The sequence below is a fragment of the Flavobacterium aquicola genome (assembly GCF_003385115.1).
Classification (GTDB): domain Bacteria; phylum Bacteroidota; class Bacteroidia; order Flavobacteriales; family Flavobacteriaceae; genus Flavobacterium; species Flavobacterium aquicola.
On sequence record NZ_QUNI01000010.1, the window covers coordinates 163,567 to 187,440 of the forward strand.

At 33.5% G+C, this 23,874-nt stretch carries 23 protein-coding genes, 1 rRNA gene and 1 pseudogene; 21 read left to right on the top strand and 4 right to left on the bottom strand.

Annotated features, from left to right (window positions below):
* Positions 1-2: 2 nt before the first annotated feature.
* The 10 genes and pseudogenes from C8P67_RS16310 to kynU all read left to right on the top strand — a co-directional run bounded on the left by C8P67_RS16310 (position 3) and on the right by kynU (position 9,426).
* Positions 3-1,994, top strand: coding sequence for a DUF3857 domain-containing protein (locus C8P67_RS16310; RefSeq protein ID WP_115814243.1), 1,992 nt, complete (start codon positions 3-5; stop codon positions 1,992-1,994).
* A 43-nt stretch (positions 1,995-2,037) separates the two neighbouring features.
* Positions 2,038-2,190 (top strand): annotated as a pseudogene (locus C8P67_RS22285) (pyrophosphatase); the annotation flags it as partial.
* Between the two features lie 286 nt (positions 2,191-2,476).
* The gene (locus C8P67_RS16320; RefSeq protein WP_115814245.1) at positions 2,477-2,968 is read left to right on the top strand and encodes a hypothetical protein; all 492 of its coding nucleotides are present in this window, start codon (positions 2,477-2,479) and stop codon (positions 2,966-2,968) included.
* 182 nt (positions 2,969-3,150) lie between these two features.
* The gene (locus tag C8P67_RS16325) at positions 3,151-3,495 is read left to right on the top strand and encodes a hypothetical protein (RefSeq protein ID WP_115814246.1); all 345 of its coding nucleotides are present in this window, start codon (positions 3,151-3,153) and stop codon (positions 3,493-3,495) included.
* 287 nt (positions 3,496-3,782) lie between these two features.
* Positions 3,783-4,226 carry a hypothetical protein gene (locus C8P67_RS16330; protein WP_115814247.1) on the top strand — a complete coding sequence of 148 codons (444 nt, stop codon included), beginning with the start codon at positions 3,783-3,785 and terminating at the stop codon, positions 4,224-4,226.
* Between the two features lie 52 nt (positions 4,227-4,278).
* Positions 4,279-4,890 carry a hypothetical protein gene (locus C8P67_RS16335; protein WP_115814248.1) on the top strand — a complete coding sequence of 204 codons (612 nt, stop codon included), beginning with the start codon at positions 4,279-4,281 and terminating at the stop codon, positions 4,888-4,890.
* A gap of 75 nt (positions 4,891-4,965) precedes the next feature.
* Complete coding sequence (locus C8P67_RS16340) at positions 4,966-5,292, top strand: nucleotide pyrophosphohydrolase (protein WP_115814249.1); 327 nt, start codon at positions 4,966-4,968, stop codon at positions 5,290-5,292.
* 81 nt (positions 5,293-5,373) lie between these two features.
* On the top strand, positions 5,374-6,609 hold the full coding sequence (aroA, locus tag C8P67_RS16345) for a 3-phosphoshikimate 1-carboxyvinyltransferase (RefSeq protein ID WP_115814250.1): 1,236 nt from the start codon (positions 5,374-5,376) through the stop codon (positions 6,607-6,609).
* 176 nt (positions 6,610-6,785) lie between these two features.
* Positions 6,786-7,835, top strand: coding sequence for a tRNA preQ1(34) S-adenosylmethionine ribosyltransferase-isomerase QueA (gene queA, locus C8P67_RS16350; RefSeq protein ID WP_115814251.1), 1,050 nt, complete (start codon positions 6,786-6,788; stop codon positions 7,833-7,835).
* Positions 7,836-8,148: 313 nt separating this feature from the next.
* Positions 8,149-9,426: a kynureninase gene (kynU, locus tag C8P67_RS16355; RefSeq protein WP_115814275.1), complete on the top strand. Its 1,278-nt coding sequence runs from the start codon at positions 8,149-8,151 to the stop codon at positions 9,424-9,426.
* 51 nt (positions 9,427-9,477) lie between these two features.
* Here kynU and C8P67_RS16360 read toward each other — a convergent pair whose 3' ends face one another.
* The 3 genes from C8P67_RS16360 to C8P67_RS16370 all read right to left on the bottom strand — a co-directional run bounded on the left by C8P67_RS16360 (position 9,478) and on the right by C8P67_RS16370 (position 12,159).
* Positions 9,478-10,125, bottom strand: coding sequence for a flavin reductase family protein (locus C8P67_RS16360; protein ID WP_115814252.1), 648 nt, complete (start codon positions 10,123-10,125; stop codon positions 9,478-9,480).
* Between the two features lie 71 nt (positions 10,126-10,196).
* On the bottom strand, positions 10,197-10,643 hold the full coding sequence (locus tag C8P67_RS16365) for a YybH family protein (protein ID WP_147298248.1): 447 nt from the start codon (positions 10,641-10,643) through the stop codon (positions 10,197-10,199).
* A gap of 7 nt (positions 10,644-10,650) precedes the next feature.
* Positions 10,651-12,159 (bottom strand): helicase HerA-like domain-containing protein, encoded by a 1,509-nt coding sequence (locus tag C8P67_RS16370; RefSeq protein WP_115814254.1) that lies wholly within the window; start codon positions 12,157-12,159, stop codon positions 10,651-10,653.
* Between the two features lie 362 nt (positions 12,160-12,521).
* Here C8P67_RS16370 and C8P67_RS16375 point away from each other — a divergent pair, with 362 nt between their 5' ends.
* From C8P67_RS16375 to C8P67_RS16415, 8 genes are all read left to right on the top strand, one after another.
* On the top strand, positions 12,522-13,346 hold the full coding sequence (locus C8P67_RS16375) for a MotA/TolQ/ExbB proton channel family protein (RefSeq protein WP_115814255.1): 825 nt from the start codon (positions 12,522-12,524) through the stop codon (positions 13,344-13,346).
* A gap of 45 nt (positions 13,347-13,391) precedes the next feature.
* Positions 13,392-14,015 carry an ExbD/TolR family protein gene (locus C8P67_RS16380; RefSeq protein WP_115814256.1) on the top strand — a complete coding sequence of 208 codons (624 nt, stop codon included), beginning with the start codon at positions 13,392-13,394 and terminating at the stop codon, positions 14,013-14,015.
* A gap of 19 nt (positions 14,016-14,034) precedes the next feature.
* The gene (locus tag C8P67_RS16385) at positions 14,035-14,604 is read left to right on the top strand and encodes an ExbD/TolR family protein (protein WP_115814257.1); all 570 of its coding nucleotides are present in this window, start codon (positions 14,035-14,037) and stop codon (positions 14,602-14,604) included.
* A gap of 32 nt (positions 14,605-14,636) precedes the next feature.
* Positions 14,637-15,437 carry an energy transducer TonB gene (locus C8P67_RS16390; RefSeq protein ID WP_115814258.1) on the top strand — a complete coding sequence of 267 codons (801 nt, stop codon included), beginning with the start codon at positions 14,637-14,639 and terminating at the stop codon, positions 15,435-15,437.
* Between the two features lie 232 nt (positions 15,438-15,669).
* Positions 15,670-16,593, top strand: coding sequence for a substrate-binding domain-containing protein (locus C8P67_RS16400; protein ID WP_115814260.1), 924 nt, complete (start codon positions 15,670-15,672; stop codon positions 16,591-16,593).
* Positions 16,594-16,618: 25 nt separating this feature from the next.
* Positions 16,619-18,289 (top strand): tetratricopeptide repeat protein, encoded by a 1,671-nt coding sequence (locus tag C8P67_RS16405; RefSeq protein WP_115814261.1) that lies wholly within the window; start codon positions 16,619-16,621, stop codon positions 18,287-18,289.
* A 166-nt stretch (positions 18,290-18,455) separates the two neighbouring features.
* On the top strand, positions 18,456-19,088 hold the full coding sequence (locus tag C8P67_RS16410; protein ID WP_115814262.1) for a 7-carboxy-7-deazaguanine synthase QueE: 633 nt from the start codon (positions 18,456-18,458) through the stop codon (positions 19,086-19,088).
* A gap of 272 nt (positions 19,089-19,360) precedes the next feature.
* A complete protein-coding gene (locus tag C8P67_RS16415; RefSeq protein ID WP_115814263.1) occupies positions 19,361-19,759 on the top strand; it encodes an energy transducer TonB in 399 nt (132 codons plus the stop codon).
* A 74-nt stretch (positions 19,760-19,833) separates the two neighbouring features.
* Here the strand turns inward: C8P67_RS16415 and C8P67_RS16420 are convergent, their stop codons facing one another.
* Positions 19,834-20,538: a class I SAM-dependent methyltransferase gene (locus C8P67_RS16420; RefSeq protein ID WP_115814264.1), complete on the bottom strand. Its 705-nt coding sequence runs from the start codon at positions 20,536-20,538 to the stop codon at positions 19,834-19,836.
* Positions 20,539-20,611: 73 nt separating this feature from the next.
* On the opposite strand from C8P67_RS16420, the gene C8P67_RS16425 reads away from it, so the two are divergent.
* From C8P67_RS16425 to C8P67_RS16440, 3 genes are all read left to right on the top strand, one after another.
* Positions 20,612-21,106 (top strand): YkgJ family cysteine cluster protein, encoded by a 495-nt coding sequence (locus C8P67_RS16425; protein WP_115814265.1) that lies wholly within the window; start codon positions 20,612-20,614, stop codon positions 21,104-21,106.
* A gap of 71 nt (positions 21,107-21,177) precedes the next feature.
* A complete protein-coding gene (locus C8P67_RS16430) occupies positions 21,178-22,413 on the top strand; it encodes an ABC transporter permease (RefSeq protein WP_115814266.1) in 1,236 nt (411 codons plus the stop codon).
* A 1,286-nt stretch (positions 22,414-23,699) separates the two neighbouring features.
* Positions 23,700-23,874 (top strand): 16S ribosomal RNA (locus C8P67_RS16440); the annotation flags it as partial.

Genomic DNA, 23,874 nt, shown 5'->3' on the forward strand with positions numbered 1-23,874 from the left:
TAATGAGAAAATTTAAAACTGTTATAAGTCTATTTATTTTGTTTTCATTTATCGAAGTAAAAGCTCAAAACTTTGAATTAGGAAAAGTATCCATGGACGAATTGGAACAAAAAGTTCATCCAAAAGATTCATCGGCAGCTGCAGCAATATTATTCAAGAAAGGCAAGACTAGTTTTGAATATCACAGAGAGAGAGGATTTACAGTTATCAGCGAAGTTTCTATGCGGATTAAGATTTATAAGAAAGAAGGGTATGACTGGGCTAATTTTACTGTGCCATATTACGTGGGATATGAAAATTATAATGATGATGTTGTTGCATTTTCCAATGCTGTAACCTATAATGTAGTCAATGGTACTATAGTAAAAACTAAGCTTAACAGCGAAGGGACTTTTAAGAAAAATGTAAATGAGTATTGGAATGAAGCTACAATTACATTGCCAAATATAAAAGAGGGATCTGTTATTGAGTTTAAATATATTTTAAAAACGGAGAATATAGTTAAATTCCCTGTTTTCTATTTTCAGGAGAGAATACCAATAAATGCAGCCGAGTACACTACAAACATCCCCTATTTTTTTACATATAAACCTATTCAAATTGGATATGTGGATCTAAAGGTAGATTCAAAAGTGACAGATGGAAGCTTGCATTATGACAATGAACATGGTCAGACGGTTAATTTGAATTTCAATCAATTGAAAAGTAAATATAGCGCAGAAAATATTCCGGCCTTAAAGGAAGAAAGTTTTGTGGATAATATTCAAAATTATCAATCTTCATTGCATCATGAACTAGAAAAAACAAATTTTCCTGATGAAAAGGAAAAAAATTATTCGAAAGATTGGGATGGCGTAGCTAAAACTATTTATGCAGATAAAGAATTTGGGAAAGAGCTAGGAGAGAGTTCCTATTTTCTAGATGATCTTAAATTGATTTTAAAAGGGATTGATTCTAAGGAGGAAAAGCTTGCAGTAATTTTTAAATTTATTCAAGAGCGAATGCATTGGAATAATGAAAATGGCTATTACACAGATAAAGGCGTAAAGCAAGCCTACATGGATAAGACTGGAAATGTAGCCGAAATAAATTTTATACTTATTTCAATGTTAAAATTAGCAGGATTTGATGCGAGTCCAGTATTGGTTAGTACAAAGGAGCATGGAATGCCCGTTTTTCCTAATAGAACTGGTTTTAATTATGTGATCGCCGGAGTAAATATTGATGGAAACCAACTTTTATTTGATGCTACTCACAAATACACAGCGCAAAATATTTTGCCTTTGAATGTTTTAAACTGGAAAGGACGCCTTATTAAAAAAGAAGGAACTTCTCAGGAAATAGAGTTGGAGCCCAAACAGAGTTCAAATAAGTTTTATACACTGATGGTAAAGCTTGACAAAGCTGGCGGGATAGAGGGAAAGTATAGGTCACAGCTAACGCAATATGAAGCATACAATTTTAGATATAGATATGCAGAAATGAATACTGACAGCTATCTTGAAAAAGTCGAAAATGATTTCAACGGTATTAAAATTCAGGGATTTACTATTGATAATAAGAAGACTAATTTTGCTGATCCTGTGGTGCAGACTTTTACTTTTATGACTACGAATCAGTGTGATATTATAGGCGATAAAATATACATGAACCCAATGCTGTTTTTTACAGAATCTAAAAATCCTTTTGTTCAGGAAAAAAGAGAAATGCCAATATATTTTGGTTATCCCAAATCAGAAAGATATAATATTAGTTATGAAATTCCTGAAGGCTATACAGTAGAATCACTTCCGAAGCCAATAAAGATAGCAACAGAAGGGAAAGAGTTGTCGTTTTCTATTAAGGCAGTTTTTGATCAGAATAAGATACAGATTTTAGTGACTAAAGAAATAAATATGACTATGGTTTCTGCTGATTTTTACGAGTCGATTAAAGATTTTTATCAAAAAGCTATCGACAAGCAAAACGAAAAAATAGTTCTCAAAAGAATATAGCAAAACTTTGTGCATTTGTCTATTTGTCCCAAAAAACAAAACGATGTATCTAAAAAATGCACAATTAGACGTAGATACTTGGATAAAAGAACACGGAGTCCGTTACTTTAACGAGCTGACAAATATGGCACAGCTTACAGGGGAAGTAGGCGAAGCTGCCCGAATCATTGCCTGCCGCTTTGGGAATCCAGATGAATTAATTGGAGGATTGGTTTGGCTCTTGAGTGACACCTCTAAATTTGCGACAGGATCCAAGGTTACTTTAGACGGCGGTTTTACGATTTTTAGAGGCGTTTAGCATTGGCAAAGAAAATATTTGTATTAAAAAGTTTTGTAATAAAAATCAATTAAAAAAGCTGTTCAGTACAAACAGCTTTTTTTTATAATAATTTTTTAAATTAAGATTATTCTTTCCTTGTTGTTTATTGATTTTCTTATATATTTGGATTTTAAATAGTTATTAACTTAAAAACCAAAACACTATGAGTAACATCACCGAGAACAAACTTAATGCTGTTATTGCAGCTGCAGACATTACAATCATAAACAGCAGCATTACAGCTATTGGGAGCAAATTACCCACAGCGAGCCTTACAGATGACCAAAGAACATCACTAAAATCCATCGATGTAAACAATAAGGTTTTTGTTGAAGATGTGCTTACCGAAATGGGTGTTAGCGGATCAGGTATAATTCCGGCTTTTATCAATAAAACTTTCATTAATAATGACTTAGCATTGTTTGAGCAGCTAGATGTTTTGGAGGCTGGTGTTCTAAATTTGACCCAAAAAATTGCTGATCTTAAGCGTATTGCCGGCGACGAAGCATACACTGGAGCATTGGCAGTATATCGAATTTATGATGCGGCCAATCAGGCAGGTGTTCCGGGCGCAAAACAGGCATACGAGAAGTTGAAAATGCGTTTCAATTCGCAGACCACAGGAGCAGGCAGAAAAGCCGATCCCGTCCTTTAAAAATTAAAAAATGAATGTAAACCGGATCTCTAGGCTCCGGTTTTTTTATACCCTATATGTAGTAAAAATGGTATATAATTGTATTAAAAAGCATATAAAATTAATTATATAGTATATAAAGTTAACTAAAAAACATATTATATAAACCAAATTGATCATATTTGTACTGAAAAACAGAATTTATGGCATCTAAATTTTACAATAACATTGGAGATTTTCATATTGGCAGTATTATTAAATCCTATATTGACCGCAATAAAATATCCAAGGCCGCACTGGCCAGAAAAGTGGGACGTACAGATAGTGCTGTAATCCAGCTGCAAAAGAGAGCCTCATTACAATTGGGGATTGTGATGGAACTGAGCCATGCCCTGAAACATAATTTCTTTGCCGATATTGCGGCACAAATGCCGGAGACCTATACTACCGATGCCCCAGTGGATACTACAGATAAGGAAAAGATTGCCCAGCTCGAACAGGAAATCATTATCCTCAAAGCCGAAAAAGCCGTGCTTTTGCTGAGATAAAAACCCAACCCTAACAGGGTTTTAAACCCTGTTAGGGTTAAATAGTAAAATGGAATAAAACAATCCAACCCTAATAGGATTCAAAATCCTATTAGGGCTGATTAACTAAGAAAATTGGAAAACCGAAAAACTGCTTATAGAGGAACTGGAAACCTGGAACAGTTAAAGATTGAACTGAATGTATGGAGAAAAATTTATAAAATGGAGTAACTATTTGGTCTAAATTTCAAGAAACAAAAAAAGGACAAGTCATATTGTATAAATTAAGTTTTTTTAAAATGTAAATTATGAAATACAGAGAAGAACTCATAGAATTTCTTGAAAACGGAGATTTAGACAAAATCATGGATTGGATGGGTACAAAACCTAGTCTGGACCACACCGATATTTTTAGAGAATTGCAGCAGATATTCTGGGAAATATATGACGAGACTGGTAATCCAAATATTCTGAAACAAATTCAATATTACGATACCTTTATACCTGCTTATGAAGAGAATGTATTAAACCATAAGCTAGCCGAGGCCAACTATGTAATGGCAGTGCAAGAACAGGAAAAAGTAATGCAGAGAATAATAGAAGCCACTGTAGGGATAAGGCGATACATCATGGATTGCATCATAAACCAAGAAGATAATGCCGAAGAAATGAAAGAATTGGCACAAAAAATAATGGCATCCGAAAAGGAAAGCGGCATTTATGATGAAAACAATTGGATCGAGATTTTATAACACAACCCTAACAGGGTTTTGAACCCTGTTAGGGTTAATTAGTATAAGTAACATGGAAAAAAAAGAGCCAATTCTCCACGGAAATTACTACCACATTTACAACCGTGGTAATAACGGAATTGACATATTTCTTGAAAACGAAAACTACTATCATTTTCTTCGGCTATATGCAAAATACATAGAGCCTATTGCCGAAACGTATGCTTGGTGCTTGTTAAAAAATCATTTTCATATCTTGGTACGAATCAAAGAAAAAGTCGAAATAGAACAGAATGAGTTGACCTACACCACTACCGAAAAACCAAAAATTATTGATCCGTCCCGACAGTTTTCGCATTTGTTCAATGCTTATACGCAAGCAGTCAACAAACGATATAATAGGACTGGAAGTCTATTTGAAACTACTTTTGAAAGGAAATTGGTTTCTTCTGATAGATATTTTCAACAATTGGTTTTTTATATTCATAACAATCCAGTACATCATGGTTTTGTAAAACAAATGAGTTTGTATGCTTGGTCATCTTATGAAACGGTAATTTCGAATAAACCAACAAAACTAAAAAGGAAAGAAGTAGTTGAATTATTCGGAGATAGGGAAAATTTTATTTTTTATCACAATCAACAACAAGAATTAGACGAAATAAATAATTTAATAATCGAATAATTTAGTCTTTTATTTAACCCTGACAGGGTTTAAAACCCTGTCAGGGTTAAATAAAAGGTATAAAAATTAAAAAAAATGAACATAAAAAACGCACAGTTAGACGTAGATACTTGGATAAAAGAACACGGAGTCCGTTACTTTAACGAGCTGACAAATATGGCACAGCTTACCGAAGAAGTAGGCGAAGTTGCCAGAATCATTGCCCGTCGTTACGGAGAACAGTCCGAAAAAGAAAGTGATAAAAATAAGGATCTTGGCGAAGAACTTGCTGATGTAGTTTTTGTAGTACTATGTTTGGCGAACCAGACAGGAATCGATCTGCAGGCCGCTTTCGATAAGAAAATGGATTTGAAATCAGTTCGTGACAAAGACCGCCACAAAAACAACGATAAATTAAAATAATGTTATAAGTTACGGCAAAACTTTGGTTCTTACTTTTTTTAAAATAAATTTGCCAAAAGACCAATTTCAACGTATTCAAAAATGAATTTACTAGTTCAAACTTCCCAACACGATTTACAAGACCAAATTGCAATAACAGGTTCCAAAAGTGAAACCAATAGACTTTTGCTGCTTCAAGCGCTTTTTCCAAATATTACTTTAGCCAATACATCAAATTCTGATGACAGTGAGGTAATGCAGAAAGCACTAAAAGGCAATGATGAAATTGTTGATATTCATCATGCAGGAACAGCAATGCGTTTCTTGACAGCTTATTTTGCAGTGAACGAAGGCCGTGAAGTGGTTTTGACTGGATCTCAGAGAATGACTGAGCGCCCTATTAAAGTTTTGGTAGAAGCTTTGGTGCAGTTAGGAGCAAAAATAACGTATGAAAAAGAAGAAGGTTATCCGCCTATTCGAATTATAGGACAAAAAATAACTGCGAATAAAGTAAGCATTCCAGCGAATGTAAGCAGTCAGTATATATCGGCATTACTTTTGGTAGCGCCAAAATTAGAGAATGGAATTGAACTGACTTTGGTTGGTGAAATAACTTCTGTTCCATATATCAAAATGACTTTAGCTTTGCTAAATGATTTAAATATTGAAACTAGTTTTGTTGGAAACGTTATAACAGTAAAACCTAAAAAAGAAGTTGAAACAAAAGTAATGACTGTTGAATCCGATTGGAGTTCGGCTTCTTATTTTTTCAGTTTAGCTGCATTGGCAAAAACAGCTTCTGTTTCGTTGACAAGTTACAAAGAAACAAGTTTACAAGGGGATTCAGCTTTAGTCGAAATCTACAAGCAAATGGGGGTTTCTTCAAAATTTGAAGGAGATAAAATTACTTTGACAAAACAAGAAGGTTTTGAATACAAAGACATTACTTTCGACTTGAATAATACGCCGGATATTGCACAGACTATTGTAGTAACTTGTTTAGGATTAGGAATTGGCTGTCACTTAACAGGTCTGCATACCTTAAAAATTAAAGAAACGGACAGGCTGGAAGCACTTCGAATTGAATTAACAAAACTAGGAGCAAACATTTCCGTAACCAATGATAGTTTGACATTGGTGGCAACAAAAGATATTAAAGAAGAAATAAGAATTGATACTTATAACGACCACAGAATGGCAATGGCATTTGCACCATTAGCATTAAAAGTACCAATTGTAATCAATAATGCCGATGTGGTGTCAAAATCATACCCTGATTTTTGGGATGATTTAAAAAAGTTAGGCTTTTTGGTTGTTCAAAAATGGTCATTTACCTAGAGTATTGTTGAGTTTTAACTTTTTCTATTGTGGAGAGGGCCGAAGTGAGGTAAAAAATAAACACCTAAACACTTGACAACGCCTATCTCACAATCGTATATTTGCACCCGAAAGATTTTTATGTTCAGGCTAAATAGTCTGTGACTTGAATTTTTAAACTTTTAAACAAACAGCAAATGAAATTATCGCACTTTAACTTCAATTTACCAAAAGAACTTCTTGCAGAATATCCAGCCGAAAACAGAGATGAGTCTCGTTTGATGATTGTAGACCGCAAGAATCAGACGATAACACATAAAATGTTCAAAGACGTTATCGATTATTTTGATGATGGTGATGTTTTAATTTTGAATAATACTAAAGTTTTTCCAGCTCGTTTATACGGAAATAAGGAAAAAACAGGTGCAAGAATTGAAGTGTTTTTATTGAGAGAACTAAATGCAGAACAAAGACTTTGGGATGTATTAGTTGATCCGGCTAGAAAAATCAGAATTGGAAATAAATTATATTTTGGTGACGACGATTCATTAGTTGCTGAGGTAATTGATAATACAACTTCCCGCGGAAGAACTTTGCGTTTTCTTTATGACGGTTCTTACGAAGAATTCAGAAATAAATTGACTGAACTAGGAGAAACTCCTATCCCAAAATACATTAACCGTGACGTAACTCCTGAAGATGCTGAGCGTTACCAAACAATTTATGCTAAAGAAGAGGGAGCTGTTGCGGCGCCAACTGCAGGTTTGCACTTCTCTAAGCATTTATTGAAAAGACTAGAAATTAAAGGTGTTAAATTTGCCGAAGTAACACTTCACGTTGGTTTAGGAACTTTCAATCCAGTTGAGGTTGAAGATTTATCTAAGCATAAAATGGATTCCGAAGAGCTAAAAATTACTCAGGAAGCTTGTGATATTGTAAACACCGCAAAGGCTGCTAAGAAAAGAATCTGTACTGTAGGAACTACTTCTATGCGTGCTGTAGAAAGTTCTGTTTCTTCACAAAACACACTGAATCCTTACGATGGATGGACAAACAAATTTGTTTTTCCTCCTCACGATTTCAGTATTCCAACTTGTATGATTACTAATTTTCATACGCCAAAATCTACTTTATTAATGATGGTTTCAGCTTTCTGCGGACATGATTTAATGAAAAGAGCTTACGAAGAAGCAATCAAAGAAGAATACAAATTTTATTCTTACGGAGACGCAATGCTGATTATCTAATCACATTCAAAACTAAATATAAAGTCTCGTCAGCAATGGCGAGATTTTTTTTGTGCTAAATTGAGCGAAGCGAACGCACAGCTTACACTGAATATTGCTATCTAATTCCTGTCATCAAAAATAAATCTGCGAATCTGCGGTAATTTTATAGATAGTGATTTTAAATATTAATTCATGAATTCGTGGCATTTCTTTTGTTTTCTGGGTTAAATGTAAAATTTCGCTCAAAATAGATTGATTTGTTATTGAATTATCTTTTTTAATGACTGATTCGTTTTATTTTTTCTATTTTTACAATATAAATAATAAAAAAATGGATTTCAAAAACACTCTGGAATTTGCTCAAAAACTCGATGCTGAAGATCATTTGCATAAATATCAAGACGAATTTATTTTTCCAAAAGTCAACAATAAAAAAGTAATTTATTTTACAGGTAACTCTTTAGGCTTACAGCCAAAAAGAACCAAAAAATATGTTGATGAGGTAATGAATGACTGGGCGAATTTAGCTGTTGAAGGACATTTTTACGCCGAAAAACCTTGGTGGGACTATCAAGAGCGTTTTGCAGATCCATTGAGCAGATTAGTAGGCGCATTGCCTTCAGAAGTTACGGTAATGAATACCTTGACAGTGAATCTTCATTTACTGATGGTATCATTCTACAGACCAACAGCAAAACGATACAAAATCATTTGCGAAGAAAAAGCATTCCCTTCGGATCAGTATATGTTTCATAGTCAGGTTCATTTTCACGGTTATAAACCAGAAGATGTAATCGTAGAAATCAAGCGCAGAGAAGGAGAACATAACATTCGATTAGAAGATGTTTTATCAAAAATCGAAGAAATCGGAGAGGAGTTGGCTCTAGTTTTAATAGGCGGAGTAAATTATTATACAGGTCAGGTTTTTGACATGAAAACAATTACCGAAGCGGGTCACAAACAAGGCGCTTATGTGGGCTGGGATTTGGCTCACGCTGCCGGAAATATTAAATTAGAACTGCACGATTGGAATGTTGATTTTGCTTCTTGGTGCAGTTATAAATACATGAACTCAGGGCCAGGAAATGCATCGGGTTGTTTTGTTCATGAAAAACATCACAATAATAAAGAACTGCCTCGTTTTGCGGGTTGGTGGGGACATAACAAAGAACGTCGCTTCAAGATGGAACCCGTTTTCGATCCTGTTCAGGGAGCTGGAGGCTGGCAGGTAAGTAATCTGCCTATTTTATCTTTAGCACCATATTTAGCTTCTGTAGAAATGTTTGACGAAATTGGAATGGATCAATTAATCTTAAAAAGAGATAAAATAACATCTTATTTGGAGTTTATTCTAAATGAAATCAGCAAAGAAGTTCATGGTTCTTTTGAAATTATCACTCCTGTTAATCCTTCCGAAAGAGCATGTCAATTATCAGTTTTTCTTCATGGAGAAGGCCGCAGATTATTTGATTATTTAATGAAAAACGGCGTGATTACAGATTGGCGTGAACCCAATGTAATTCGGTTAGCACCAGTTCCATTATACACTTCCTATGAAGATATGTTTCACTTTGGGCAGATTCTGAAAAGGGGAATAATAGAGAAATAAAAAACGGGAATAGTTCTAAATGCTATTCCCGTTTTTGGTTAATTATTTTTTTTATTCTTTGTCTTTTCTGAAAGATTTTGTTGGAATGTCTTGTTGGGCATGTTGAAAACGGTCGATTAGTTTTGGTAAAAAATACCCATCCGCGCCATTTAGAGTAACAACATTTCCTTTATCAAGCTGCAGCCAGCCATCTTTGTGTTCAAGTACTTCTTCAAAAAAAATATTTTCAATGGAAGCTATAACATGTATTGTATTGTTTTCCTTGATTAGGTATTCATTTACAAACTTACAATATAGCTGCACCGGACTGCCTTTTACAAAAGGGATATTGATTCCTTCTTTATACTCTTCTTCAAGATTGGTTTTGTCAAATTCGGAGAGACCAGACTCATAATTAGCCGATGTGTGATGTGCATCAGCAATCATATCAACAGTAATATGGTTTATTGTGAAATAGCCGGTTTCCATGATGTTTTTATAAGTATCCCTTGGAGTAGTGGTTGGGCGTACAATAAATCCAATCAAAGACGGACTGCTTCCCAAGTGGGTAACACTGCTGAAAATAGCAACATTGGTATTGCCTTCAATAGATTTTGTAGCAATGAGATTGGCAGATTTAAATCCGGTACATGAATTAATTAGATTTAATTTTTCAATCTTATCCATTTTCAAAATGGTTTCTTTTGAAATGCTTTTCATGTGTTTCTGTGTTTAAACAAATATAAGAAATAGATGTTTAAATTGATTGTTTTGTCCTGTAAAGAATTTATTTAATCCCAAATGTATTTCCAGGAACCGTCTTTTTGTTTTTTCCAAACGGTATGAAAAATGCCTTTTGAAACCTGTACTTTTCCAGTGGAATCTTTTGAAGTCCAAACATATTTACCGTAGCTTGAAGCCATGTCTCCAGCATCAGAAACAACTACAGCATCAGGAGACCAAGTGACAGTTTTATCTAGATACTTAGGGTTTGAATAGTATTTTTTGATATTGTCCCTGCCAATGATTAGAGTATCATTTTCTCTTTTAATGACTGCATTTGAATCTGCAAATTGAGAAAAGCCCTCTGCCAGTCCTTTTTCGGCTGTTAATTTTTCAAAGTCTTTTTCGGTTTTAACAATTTCTAGTTTGATGTAAGCAATATTCTTTTTTTCTGACTTTGGCGAACAGCCATTTAAAATTAAAAGAAGAATTAAGACTTTAATATAGTTTTTCATTTTGGAATTATTTTTTAAAAAGTTTTGATAATATTCCAAATGCGCCTCTTATAAAAGTAGCACTGGTTACGACTTTTAACACTGATTTTGTAACAACACTTGCGGTGCTTGGTTCGGTACTTACTTGCTTTGTTTCTTCGACAACGACAGCTTGTTCTTGAGATGATTCTATTTTTTTTGTAAGTATCTCATAGGCGCTTTCGCGATCAATAACTTCATCGTATTTTTTGACTAGTTTTGATTTTGAATTAATTTCCTGAATTTCAGAATCGGTTAAAACATCCATTCTGCTCATTGGAGACCGCATCATCGTGGCTACAAGCGGCGTTGGAATTCCTTTTTCATTTAAAGCTGTGACCAGCGCTTCTCCAATTCCTAAGCTGGTTAAAACTTCATCCGTTTTATAATATTCTGACGTCGGATAATTATCTGCGGATTGTTTAATGGCTTGTCTGTCATTTGCTGTAAAAGCTCGCAGAGCATGCTGAATTTTAAGTCCGAGCTGCGCTAAAACACCGCTCGGGATATCCATAGGATTTTGTGTAATAAAGTAGACTCCGATTCCTTTGGAGCGAATTAATTTTACTATAGTTTCTATTTGTTCCAATAAAGCTTTGCTGGCTTCATTAAAAATCAAATGAGCTTCGTCAATAAATATGACTAATTCCGGTTGATCCGCATCTCCTTTTTCTGGCATCTGTTGGTATATTTCGGCTAATAAACTTAGCATAAAAGTCGAAAACAATTTAGGTTTGTCCTGAATATCAGTTAATCTAATAATATTGATGTAACCTTTTCCGTTTTCGTCAATACGTAGTAAATCATCAATTTCAAAAGATAATTCTCCAAAAAATAAATCGCCGCCCTGCTGTTCGAGTTCTATGATTTTTCTTAAAATAGTACCGGTGGTCGAAGTGGATATCTTGCCGTAACTTTCTTCTATTTCATCTTTCCCTTCATCTGTTGTATAATTAAGGACTTTTTTAATGTCTTTTAAATCAAGTAAAGGCATTTTATTGTCATCGCAATATTTGAAAATTACAGAAACAACTCCCGTCTGGGTATCATTCAAATCTAAAATTCTGGAAAAAAGTACTGGACCGAATTCTGAAACTGTAGAGCGAAGTCTTACTCCTTCCTGTTTGGAAAGTGTCATTAATTCAACAGGAAAGCTGGATACGGAATAAGGAATATTTAATTTTGCGTGGCGTTCTTTTATAAAATCTTTCTCTTCGCCTTCTTTGGCAACACCACTAAAATCACCTTTTATATCCATCATAAGGACTGGTATTCCAAACGAAGAAAGCTGTTCAGAAAGAACCTGAATCGTTTTTGTTTTTCCGGTCCCGGTGGCACCAGCAATTAGTCCATGCCTATTTAGGGTTTTTAATGGGATTTTTACAAAAGTATCGGGCAGTGCTTCTCCATCAAGAATAGCACCGCCAAGGATTATGCTTTCTCCCTTGGATAAATAGCCTTCATTTATCAGCTGAATAAAGTTCTCTTTTTTGCTCATTTTTTGGTAGTTTTGATATCAACTGCAAGGTATTAAATATTCTTTAAATGAAATAATCAAGTGTTTCTTATAAATTATATCACAAAATAATATTGTTTTGATGGAATTATATGTTTTTTGATTTGACGTCTTTTTTGAATAAAAATGTTGAGAATGTCTAAAATCACTTTATTTTAGAATAATTTGGAAAGTATTTTTGAAAATATTATTCAATTATTCTTAAAAAACGTTATAGTGCTGTTTTAGTAATAAAATAAAATGTTAGAATACTTAAAAAAAAGTTTTTTTATTTCAACTAAAAAATTAAATTTGCTCCTATACAAGTTTATTAAAACTAAAATAAATATTTAAAAATTAAAAAAATGGCAAACGTTAAAGTTAAAAAAGAAAGCACTTCAAACGGTGGAGGAATGGTTTCAGGAATTATTATTGCATTATGTATTTTTGTAGGTTGGTTAATCTGGTCTCAGGTGATGGGGGATCCAACGAATTTTGAAGGTGGAGATACAGAGAAAGGTCATCCATTGAATACATTAGGACAAGTTTATAAAGGAGGATTTATAGTACCAGTTTTATTAGGTATGTTATTAATGGTTATTGTTTTCTCTATTGAAAGGTTTTTTGTTATTTCAAAAGCTGCTGGTAAAGGAAATTTAGATAAATTTATGAAAGCAATCCAAGCAAGTATCAAATCAGGAGATATTGATGGTGCTATTGTTTCATGTGATAAACAACAAGGATCTGTTGCAAATGCAATTAAATCTGCATTAGTTAAATATCAAGATGTTAAAAAAGAAGGATTCAATAGTGAAGAAGCTTCTGAAGTTATACACAAAGAAATCGAAGAGGTTACTGCTCTTGAAATGCCAATGTTAGAGAAAAACATGACTATCATTTCTTCTTTGGTATCTTTAGGGACACTTGGAGGATTATTAGGAACTGTATCTGGTATGATTAAAGCGTTTGGTGCTTTGGCTTCTGCTGGTACACCAGACCAAGCTGCACTTGCTGTTGGTATCTCTGAGGCATTGATTAATACGGCTACAGGTATCTCTACTTCAATCACTGCTATTGTTGCTTATAACTTCTTTACTTCAAAAATTGATGATTTAACTTATTCTATTGATGAGGCTGGAACTACTATCGTAAACACTTACAGACACTTTAGAGGCAGTTTAAAACAATAATTAATTTTTTGATATTTTTATATCAAATAAAATATAAAAAAAATAATGGGAAAAATAGTAATGAAGAAAAAATCTACATCTACCGATATGACGGCGATGTGTGATGTTGCGTTTCTTTTGCTAACGTTCTTTATTTTGACTGCTACTGCTAAAACACCTGAAGTATTACCAGTTGATACTCCGCAGTCTACTGTACAGACTAAGTTGCCAGCTGATAATTTGTCGACACTGACAATTGGTAAGGCACAAGGAAAGACAGTTGTATTTTTTGATCTTAAAGGAAAAGATGTTCGTAAAAAGGCACTTGAATTTATGGCTGATAAGTACGATGTTGAATTTACTGAAAAAGAGTCAGAAGAATTTGGGTTAATGGAAAGTTTTGGTGTGCCTATTCAAAATTTAAAAGAAATTTTGAATATGAAAGCAGCAGATAGAAGTAAAGCAGGCCAGCCTGGTATACCTAAAGATTCTTTAGATAACCAGTTGAAGGATTGGGTTCTTTATTCCCGTAAAGCAAATATTGAAGTTAATAACAAAGAATTGAATTTTGCAATAAAAGGAGATGCTAAGGAACAATATCCTGCAATCAAACAAGTAATGGATCTTTTGCAAGATCAAAAAGTTAATAGCTTTAACTTGGTTACAGGTTTAAGAGGAAAGAATTTTTAATTAAAAAAGATACACTAAAATGGCTGAATTAAATACCGACGGTGGCGGTGGCAAAAAAGGCGGTGGTAAGGTAAGAAGTAAAAAACAAAACTCTAAGGTAGATTTAACTGCCATGGTGGATTTGGCTTTCTTATTGATCACATTCTTTATGCTTACTACTACCTTGTCAAAACCTCAATCCATGGATTTGACGTTGCCAGATAAAGAAGAAGATAAAACTAAAGAGAAGCCTATTAAGGTTGATGAAAACAAGACATTGACTTTGTTGCTTGGAGAAAATGGAAAGTTAATTCGTTATATGGGAATGTTAGAAACTCCACTTGCTGCTCCAAAAGATTTTTCTTATGGTAAAGATGGAATTCGTAAAGAATTATTAACTAGAATGGAACAGGTTAAGCAGTATTCAACAGCTAAAGGCGAACCTGGGAAAGGAATGATTGTCATTATCAAGCCAAGTAAAAAATCAACTTATCGTAATTTAGTTGATGTTTTGGATGAAATGGCAATAGTGGGGGTAAATAAGACTGGATCTTATGCAATAGTAAATGAATTTACACCTGAAGAAGTAAAATTGTTAGAAGTAAGATAATATTTTTACTAATAACCTAATAATTATAAAAAATGAAATTAGATTTAATTAAAAATCAATGGATTGAGATCGTTTTCGAAGGACGTAATAAGATATATGGTGCTTATGAACTTAGAAAAACGAATCGCAAGACTTCTATGCGAGCTCTTATCATTGGTAGTATTCTTTTTAGTTTAGCTATCAGCGCACCGCTTATTGCGAGCTACTTACCAGACAGTGGTGAGGAGGCTGATAATGATATTAAGATAACTGCCGTTAAGCTGCCTCCTAAGAAAAAAGTCGAAGCTCCTAAAGATCTTGCTCCGCCACCACCGCCACCACCTAAACAAGACATGGTTAAATTCGTTAAGCCAGTTGTTGCTAAGGCAGAGGATGTTACTGAAGATCCTCCAAAAATGGATGATATCAAAGACAAAAAGACTGGTGCAGAAACTATCAAAGGAGATCCCAATGCGCCACTTACAGTAGAGCTGGAAGTTGGAAATGGTCCAGCAGTTGAAGTTATCGCTGAAGATACGAGTGTACACTCTTTAGCTGGTATTGAACAAAAACCAGAATTCCCAGGAGGAATTGAAAAATTCTATGCTTTTGTAGGTAAAAATTATCAGGCTCCTGAAGAAGAAGGTCTTAAAGGTAAAGTTTATGTTACTTTTGTAGTAGAAAAAGATGGTTCATTAACAGATATCAAAGTAATTAGAGATATCGGTTATGGTACAGGAAAAGAAGCAATTAGAGTGTTAAACAAATGTCCTAAATGGCTTCCTGGTGAACAAAATGGTAAAAAGGTTAGGGTGTTATATTCTCTTCCAATTACTATACAATCTGCAGAGTAATGTTGGATAATTTATTTAACAATTTGAAGAAGAAATCGCTTATTGAGCGATTTCTTCTTGTTATTACCATATTGGTTTTTTTAGCCTATTTCTTTTTGGGGTTAATGATTATTTTTTGGAATAAGTTTCCATTCGATATGCAGATGCAATATAGAATAGCTTTAGGCGTTGTATTAATTGTTTATGCTATTATTCGGTTTTTCCGCGTATATAATGCTAATAAAGAATAACTATGTCTAGATTTAATATTTATTTGGTTTTATCCCTGTTTGTTTTTCTTTTTTTTAATTGTAAAAAAGATGAGAATGTAGCTGTAAATAATGAAACAATTTTGAAAGGTAAAGCGGTTATTTATGTAGATGAAACAATCACTCCGATTGTCGAAGATCAGATTATGGTGTTTGAAGGCAGTTATGATGCCAAATTCAAATTAGTTTCAAAATCTGAATCTGAAGTTTTAAATTCATTGTTTGATAAGAGTGCTGGTATTGCTGTAATTGCTAGAAATTTAACTAAAAAAGAGTTAAATATTTTTGAACAAAGAAAAATAGTTCCCAAAATAACTAAATTTGCTATTGATGGCATAGCTTTTGTTTCTAATAAAACAAATAACGATACTTTAATCGCTTTGAAGGATGTAATTGGTTTCATGAAGGGGGAGAGAAGTTCTAAAATTAAAGGCTTAGTTTTTGATAATCCAAATTCAAGTACTGTAAGTTATATGAAGAATTTGGCAGAACTGAACGATCTGCCTGCGAAAGAGGTTTATACTTTTAAAACAAATAATGAGGTTTTAAAGTTTGTTTCTGAAAATAACGGTATGATTGGTGTGGTAGGTGTAAATTGGTTATCACAGCCCAGCGCATCAATGGAATCTATTGTTGGGAATATAAACATTTTAAGTGTTAAAGGTCTGGACAAAGAAGGTTATTATGCTCCGACGCAAAATAATTTTGGTGAAGGTACATATCCTTTATTGCGAGATCTATATATTGTGAATTGTCAAGGTTATTCAGGTTTAGGGATGGGATTTGCTTCATTCGTTGCAGGTGATATTGGGCAAAGAATTGTACTGAAATCAGGTTTGTTGCCATACAAAATACCTACAAGGAAGCTAAATATTATTCACGGTAACACTAATAATGAAAAAAAATAATTGAAATTAATTTAATGTAATAAAGATGAATAAAGTTAAATTTTTAAGTATTGCTCTATTGGCAGTTGTTACAACTGGCCGTGCGCAAGATCTTAATCAAGCAAAAAAAGCAATCGATGCTGAGCAATTTGAAAGTGCAAAATCAATTTTAAAATCTATAATAGCAGCTAAACCGACCAATGGTACAGCTGATTTTTATTTAGGTAATGTGTATTTATTACAAAACAATGCAGATTCTGCAAAGATTTATTACCAAAAAGGTCTTGCCGGATCGGAAGGTGCTAGGTTAAATCATATTGGTCTGGGGCTGATCGATCTTGATAATGGAAATGCAGCTGCGGCTGAGGAAAAGTTTGCTTTAGCTCTTAAAGATATCAAGAAGAAAGATATTGAAGAGTATCTTTTTATTGGGCGAGCTTATACATATTCGACTAAACCAGATTATAAAAAGGCATTAGAATATCTGAATAAAGCTAAATTGGTTAATCCTCAGGATGCGCAATTAAATTTAGCTTTGGGTAATGCATATTATGGAGATAAAAATCAAAATGAAGCATATTCAGCTTATAGAAATGCGTACGCTGCAGATAATACTTTAATTAGAGCAAAAATGCAGTTAGGTGTTTTGTTAAAAGGTGCCAAAGCTTACACTGAAGCTATAAAAGCGTTTGATGAAGTTGTGGCAATTAATCCAAATTATGGTCCTGTTTTCCGCGAACTAGCTGAAACGTATTATTTGTGGGGTAGAAATGAGCCAGCTAAATATAGAACTTATATCGATAAAGCTTTAGTGAGTTATGAGAAATATTTGACATTGACAGATTATTCGCTTAGTTCAAGAATGAGACATGCTGATTTTTTGGTTTTGGCAGGAGAATATAAAGCTCTGGAAGCTGAAGCAAATAGAATGGTTGAATTGGATAAAGTTAATCCTAGAATTTTACGTTATTTAGGTATATCAGCTTATCAAAATGGAAATTATGATGTTGCTATAAAATCATTAGAAAGTTTTATTTCAGATCCAGCAAATAAAACTATTGCATTCGATTATCAAACTTTAGGTTTTTCTAAAATTAAAAAAGCAGTTGGAGAAGACGGGAAAAATCTTGACGTAGTTTTATTTGATAATGGTATTCTAGATGTAAAAAAATCAGCTGAAATGGACGCTAACGGTTTATCTAATAATATTAGTGATGTTGGTAAAAAAATGTATGAGTTAAAGCTGTTCAAACAGGCAGGTGCAATTTATGAAATAGCTGTAGCGAATAAAGAATCTAAGAACTATGTGCTGGATAATTTCTATTTAGGCAATAGTTTGTATTTTGATAATACAAGAAAAGATATTAAACCAGATCCTATTGCGTTGCAAAGAGCTGATTTAGCTTATGGTGCCGTAATTGAGGCATCTCCTAAAACTCAGGATGCTTATTTATACAGAGCTAGAACTAATAGTTTATTGGAAAACGATGAGATGACAATAAAATATTATAATGATTACATCAATATAGTTACGGAAAAAGGTCCGGAAGAATTAGCAAAACCTGCTACTGTAAAAAAACTTATGGAAAGCTATAATGGTGCTGCGGCTAGTTACGCGAATACTGATAAGGCAAAAGCAATTGAATATTTTAACAAAACTCTGACTCTAGATCCAGCGAATCAATATGCGTTAGATTCATTAAAAGCTTTAAAATAAATAGATAAATAAAATATTTTTGTAAAAAAAAACGATAACTGGAAACAGTTATCGTTTTTTTTTTTATTATGAATTCTTTTGAGTAATTCCTTTATAATGTTTGCGTTTAAATAGTGGTCATTGGGATTTCTTTTTATTACGTATATTTGCACCCTAAATTTATATAATGTTATCTAAAGAAGTTCAATTAGAAGTTAACAAAGGAACTATGCTTCCATTAATGGAAGAGTTTTATACAATTCAAGGGGAAGGTTTTCATACAGGAACTGCGGCTTATTTTATTAGAATAGGAGGATGTGATGTAGGATGTCATTGGTGTGATGTTAAAGAAAGCTGGAATGCCGAACTTCATCCTCCTACTCAGATTAATTTAATAGTAAAAAATGCATCCAAGTATGCGGATACTATTGTGATTACTGGCGGAGAGCCATTAATGTGGGATATGGATCCTTTAACACAAAAATTAAAAGACAACAACTTAAAAGTTCATATAGAAACTTCGGGAGCTTATCCATTAAGCGGTACTTGGGATTGGATCTGCCTTTCGCCAAAGAAAAACAAATTACCAACTCAAACTGTTTATGACAGTGCAAATGAGCTTAAGGTGATTATTTATAATAAACATGATTTTATTTTTGCCGAAGAGCAGGCTCTTAAGGTTAATCCTGGAGCGATACTTTTTCTCCAGCCTGAATGGAGTAAAAAAGAAGAAATGACTCCGCAGATTGTTGATTATGTTATGAATAATCCAAAATGGAGAGTGTCATTGCAAACACATAAGTATTTAAATATTCCTTAAGAAAATGTTTTTATTTATTGGAATTTATTATGAATTCCAAACCCTCTAATGTTTTGCCAGTAGTGTATTTGTTAAAATAATTTTTAGCTATTTTGACTATGTATTTTTCTTACTAAAAGAATGTTCTTTATGAGTATATCCTAGTGATATGTTATATTGATGATTATATGTCAATTAAATTTGATTATTTTTATTCAATCTGTTTTTATAAGTGTATTTTTTTATATATTTACCAAAACCTACTTTTTTAAAAATATATAATTTAAAAGCTTATGAAAAGAATTTTACTTTCTATAATAACTTTGTTTATTGTGGATTTTGCTTCTGCACAGGTAACGGCTACTATGGTTGATGATGCTCCTTATGCTTATGAAGAAGTTGAAGTCAGGCCAGAGTTCCCAGGAGGAAACAATGCATTCATGACATTTATTAGCAGTAACTTTCAAATGCCGGAATATGATGGTAATGGGGGGACCTTGAAAATAGCGTTCATTATCGAAATTGATGGAAGTGTTACTAATGTGAATGTGGTTAAAGATCTTGGCGGAGGAACTGGTGCCGAAGCGAAGAGAGTTATAAGCAAGTCTCCTAAGTGGACTTGTGGCGAAACGAGAGGGCAAAAAGTTAGAGTTCTTTATGAGGTGCCAATAAAAATTGCTAGTCAAGGTTAATGTTGAATTCTTAAAACATAAAGAGTCATTCTTGACAAAGCCAAATGCTGTTTCAGCATTTGGCTTTTTTGATTTTAGATTGAAAGTCTGGCTAAGTAGTCATAATGTTCTCCTTCAAGAATCAGCTCGCATTGAAATCCATTTGCGGAAGCGACATTTTGTAATGTGTTGTAGTCAAGATAGAGCCATGGAAAGGTAGTTTCTGTTTCATTTTTATATGAAATGGTGAAGGTCAATTCGCCATAATATCCATCATTTGAAATCCATTTACCGCCGTCTTCATCATCATCAAACATATAAATAATATCGGATGAGTCAATAAGGATTTGACCATCTGAATTTAGAAGAGTTTTTAGTTTCTGCAAAAAATTAGGTGTGTCTTTTAAGGTTCCGAAAATTCCTGTACCATTCATTAGTAAGATGATAGTATCGTATTTTTCATTTTCGATAGTCATTACGTCTTGCGCTTTTGCATTCTTCAATCCGCGAAGTCTGCAGGCTTGAATTGCATTTTCTGAGATGTCAATAGAAGTTACATCAAGATTTCGGTCATTTTGCAGAGTCAGACTATGGCTTCCAGCTCCGCAGCCTACATCAAGAACTTTTCCTTTGGCCAGCTGAAGGGCTTTTTGTTCTATTTTTGGCATTTGTGAATAATCTCTAAAAAGATAACTAACCTCCATTTCATCTTCTTCAGAAATTGAAGTCTCAGTTAGTAAGTTCTCAGGTTCATTATTGGTTTGGTAGTCAAGAATAGCTTTGCCAAAAAGATCTTTCATAAATTTAGTTTCAAGTTTAAATTTCCGAGTTTAAAGTTTAGTACTTTTGCGAATTCAACATTATATATTTAAATTGAAGCCAGCTTTAAACGAATTAGGAAAACTTGCCAAAGATAAGCATATCGAAAACAAAAAGTATTTTGATAAGCTAAAAAAGAAAACGCCTAAGAATTTAGATTACTTAATGGGTAATATCCATGAAACTGAATTCAAAAAAACGGACTGTTTAAAATGTGCTAATTGCTGTAAAACTACGGGGCCGTTATTTACTTTGGCTGATATTGAGCGAATTTCTAAATTTTTAAGACAAAAACCGCAGCAGTTTATTGAGCAGTATCTGCGTATTGATGAAGATAAAGATTATGTATTGCAAAGTGTGCCTTGTACTTTTCTTGATACGGACAATACCTGTTATATATATGACGTTCGTCCTAAAGCGTGCAGGGAATTTCCGCATACTGACAGGAAAAAATTTCAGCAGATTACGGATCTGACACTCAAGAATGTTGCAATATGCCCAGCTGCATTCAATATTGTCGAAGAGATGAAAAAGAAATTACCGCTCTAGACTTCGAAGGTTTAACAAGACCTTAATTGAAACTTTATGTATATTTGTTCGACTCCTCAAAATAAATCAATTTGAATTTAGAATATTTTATTGCAAAAAGGCTTATTACTGCCAAAGATTATAAAAGCAGCATATCGGCCCCAATAATTAACATTGCTATAGCCGCTATCGCCATTGGTATGATTATGATGATAGTTTCTGTAGCTACTGGTATTGGACTGCAGAATAAAATCCGTGAAAAGATTGCTGCTTTCAATGGTCACATTATAATTTCGAATTACGATAATAACCAATCTGAGGTCACAATACTGCCAATTGCTAAGAATCAGGATTTTTATCCAAAGTTTAGTGAAGTTCCAGAAGTAAGCCATATTCAGGCAATAGCTAGTAAAGCAGGAATTATCAGAACCGAAACTGCATTCGAAGGAATTATATTTAAAGGAGTTGGTAATGACTATCAATGGGGAAATATAAAAGAGTATCTGGTTTCTGGGCAATTACCAAATTTATCTAAAAACATCACTTCCGAAGTTGTTATTTCTCAGTTTTTAGCTAATCGCCTGCAGTTAAAAGTCGGTGATTCCTTTAATACGTTTTTTATTAAGGAAAATCAAAATCAATTGCCAAATGTTCGAAGATTTAAAATAACAGGAATATTTAATTCAGGATTTCAGCAGTTTGATGCCACCTATATAATAGGTGATATTAGGCATATTCAGCGAATCAATAAATGGAATCCTAATCAAATTGGTGCTTTTGAGGTTTTCGTGAAAGACTTCAATACAATAAAAGAAACAGGAGAGCAGGTATATAAAAAAACATCTTCAACTCTGGATACAAAAACAATCATCGAAAAATATAGTTATATATTCGAATGGTTACAGCTTTTTGATTTCAATATTATAGTAATATTAGTTGTCATGATACTGGTTGCAACCATAAATATGGTAGTCGCTCTGCTGGTTTTAATACTCGAACGCACACAAATGATAGGTATCCTTAAAGCACTAGGTGCAAATAACTGGTCCGTTCGAAAAGTATTTCTTTATAATGCATTTTACCTTATAGCAAGAGGATTATTGTGGGGTAACGGGATTGGTGTCTCGTTGTTAGTGCTGCAGCAGCAGTTCGGAATTATAAAATTAAATCCCGAAAATTATTATGTAAATCAAGCGCCAGTATATCTTAACTTTGGGTATATCTTAGCATTAAATATCCTTACAGTAACAATTTGTGCTTTAGTATTATTGATTCCTTCATATATAGTAACAAAAATTTCTCCGGTCAAAGCCATCCGATTCGATTAACTAATCCAAATAATCAGGAGCTAAATCCTGCTATCCGTTACAATCTCCCCGGCCGAACCCCGGCCGGGGAGGATTTCCACTTCACACGAGCGAAGCGAACTGGCGAAGCAATCAGGGCTAGTGCATTTGCGATTCATAACAAGAATTGTCCTTGTTATATAATATCAAATACATGTCTAAATCATAGCCTCTCCTTTGGAGAGGGGTTGGGGGTGAGGTTTTGATATAATAATAGAGTACTCCCTATCGGACTTCAGCATTATTCCATCAGTCTTAGAATTTAAATTCTCCATCTAAAGTCGGTATTTCTATGATTAATTTATATAAAACGTATAAATTATTTATATAAAAAGTATAATTAATTTATATAAAAAGTATAAATTTTTTATACAAAACGTATAATTGTTTTATATAAAAAGTATAAATGTTTTATACAAAATGTATAATTTATTTATATAAAAAATATAATTGAATTGTATAAAAAATATAATTCATTTATATGTAATGTATTAATTACAGTGAAAGCAGAAGTTTTAGGAGTTTGTAAAGAGAGCTTTCAGCCAGATGTATACTCTAAAGGAGAGTCTTTTCAAACTTCAGACAGGAGATAAAATAAGCAAGGCAGAAAAACCGGCATTGGTATACATATATATAATGTATGCAAAAACTAAGTGCAGAATTCACAGCAAAACCCTCCGAAACCTGCCAAAAACGATAAAACAGCCTGAAAATGCCCTGTCAGAATTAAAAATCCTCAAAAACCCCTGCTGTAAAGCAAAGGTTACCAGTATATTAAAAAATAAGTCAAAAATAAACACGAAAAGCCATTGTTTAAAGAGATAAAGGAGCTACTTTTGCACCCGCAACAGCGAAGACGTTCTTTAAAACACTGACAGGAAAACAAATCAAAAGAGAAAAGAAATTTTCAAAAAAAGATTTAAAAAAGCTTGTGAGAAATAAAAGAGTTGGTTACTTTTGCACCCCGCAAAACGCGCAATGTTCCTTGAAAGGCTGAGTAAGAGAAGAGAAGAAAGCGAAAAACAAATTTTTCAAAAAAACTTCAAAATTATCTTGCCGGTTAAAAAAGAATTGCTACTTTTGCACCCGCTAATCGAAACAACGAAAAGCGAAGAAATACAGAAGAACACGTTCCTAGACATATTGAATTGACAGCCGTTCCGATGCAAATCGGAACAAATAAAATAAGAGTAATAGAATCGTATAGATTTGAATAAAAACCGATAGAGACTGAGTCGAATAATAAATAGTCGCAAGACAAATAATATACGATGAAGAGTTTGATCCTGGCTCAGGATGAACGCTAGCGGCAGGCTTAACACATGCAAGTCGAGGGGTATAGTTCTTCGGAATTAGAGACCGGCGCACGGGTGCGTAACGCGTATGCAATCTACCTTTTACAGAGGGATAGCCCAGAGAAATTTGGATTAATACCTCATAGTA

Bases quoted from the DNA above. Each gene is read 5' to 3' on its own strand.
- C8P67_RS16370 (WP_115814254.1), bottom strand. From the start codon at position 12,159: ATGAGCAAAAAAGAGAACTTTATTCAGCTGATAAATGAAGGCTATTTA.
- aroA (WP_115814250.1), top strand. From the start codon at position 5,374: ATGAATTTACTAGTTCAAACTTCCCAACACGATTTACAAGACCAAATT.
- kynU (WP_115814275.1), top strand. From the start codon at position 8,149: ATGGATTTCAAAAACACTCTGGAATTTGCTCAAAAACTCGATGCTGAA.
- queA (WP_115814251.1), top strand. From the start codon at position 6,786: ATGAAATTATCGCACTTTAACTTCAATTTACCAAAAGAACTTCTTGCA.
- C8P67_RS16375 (WP_115814255.1), top strand. From the start codon at position 12,522: ATGGCAAACGTTAAAGTTAAAAAAGAAAGCACTTCAAACGGTGGAGGA.
- C8P67_RS16325 (WP_115814246.1), top strand. From the start codon at position 3,151: ATGGCATCTAAATTTTACAATAACATTGGAGATTTTCATATTGGCAGT.
- C8P67_RS16415 (WP_115814263.1), top strand. From the start codon at position 19,361: ATGAAAAGAATTTTACTTTCTATAATAACTTTGTTTATTGTGGATTTT.
- C8P67_RS16330 (WP_115814247.1), top strand. From the start codon at position 3,783: ATGAAATACAGAGAAGAACTCATAGAATTTCTTGAAAACGGAGATTTA.
- C8P67_RS16385 (WP_115814257.1), top strand. From the start codon at position 14,035: ATGGCTGAATTAAATACCGACGGTGGCGGTGGCAAAAAAGGCGGTGGT.
- C8P67_RS16420 (WP_115814264.1), bottom strand. From the start codon at position 20,538: ATGAAAGATCTTTTTGGCAAAGCTATTCTTGACTACCAAACCAATAAT.
- C8P67_RS16310 (WP_115814243.1), top strand. From the start codon at position 3: ATGAGAAAATTTAAAACTGTTATAAGTCTATTTATTTTGTTTTCATTT.
- C8P67_RS16340 (WP_115814249.1), top strand. From the start codon at position 4,966: ATGAACATAAAAAACGCACAGTTAGACGTAGATACTTGGATAAAAGAA.
- C8P67_RS16405 (WP_115814261.1), top strand. From the start codon at position 16,619: ATGAATAAAGTTAAATTTTTAAGTATTGCTCTATTGGCAGTTGTTACA.
- C8P67_RS16320 (WP_115814245.1), top strand. From the start codon at position 2,477: ATGAGTAACATCACCGAGAACAAACTTAATGCTGTTATTGCAGCTGCA.
- C8P67_RS16365 (WP_147298248.1), bottom strand. From the start codon at position 10,643: ATGAAAAACTATATTAAAGTCTTAATTCTTCTTTTAATTTTAAATGGC.
- C8P67_RS16380 (WP_115814256.1), top strand. From the start codon at position 13,392: ATGGGAAAAATAGTAATGAAGAAAAAATCTACATCTACCGATATGACG.
- C8P67_RS16360 (WP_115814252.1), bottom strand. From the start codon at position 10,125: ATGAAAAGCATTTCAAAAGAAACCATTTTGAAAATGGATAAGATTGAA.
- C8P67_RS16400 (WP_115814260.1), top strand. From the start codon at position 15,670: ATGTCTAGATTTAATATTTATTTGGTTTTATCCCTGTTTGTTTTTCTT.
- C8P67_RS16335 (WP_115814248.1), top strand. From the start codon at position 4,279: ATGGAAAAAAAAGAGCCAATTCTCCACGGAAATTACTACCACATTTAC.
- C8P67_RS16390 (WP_115814258.1), top strand. From the start codon at position 14,637: ATGAAATTAGATTTAATTAAAAATCAATGGATTGAGATCGTTTTCGAA.
- C8P67_RS16410 (WP_115814262.1), top strand. From the start codon at position 18,456: ATGTTATCTAAAGAAGTTCAATTAGAAGTTAACAAAGGAACTATGCTT.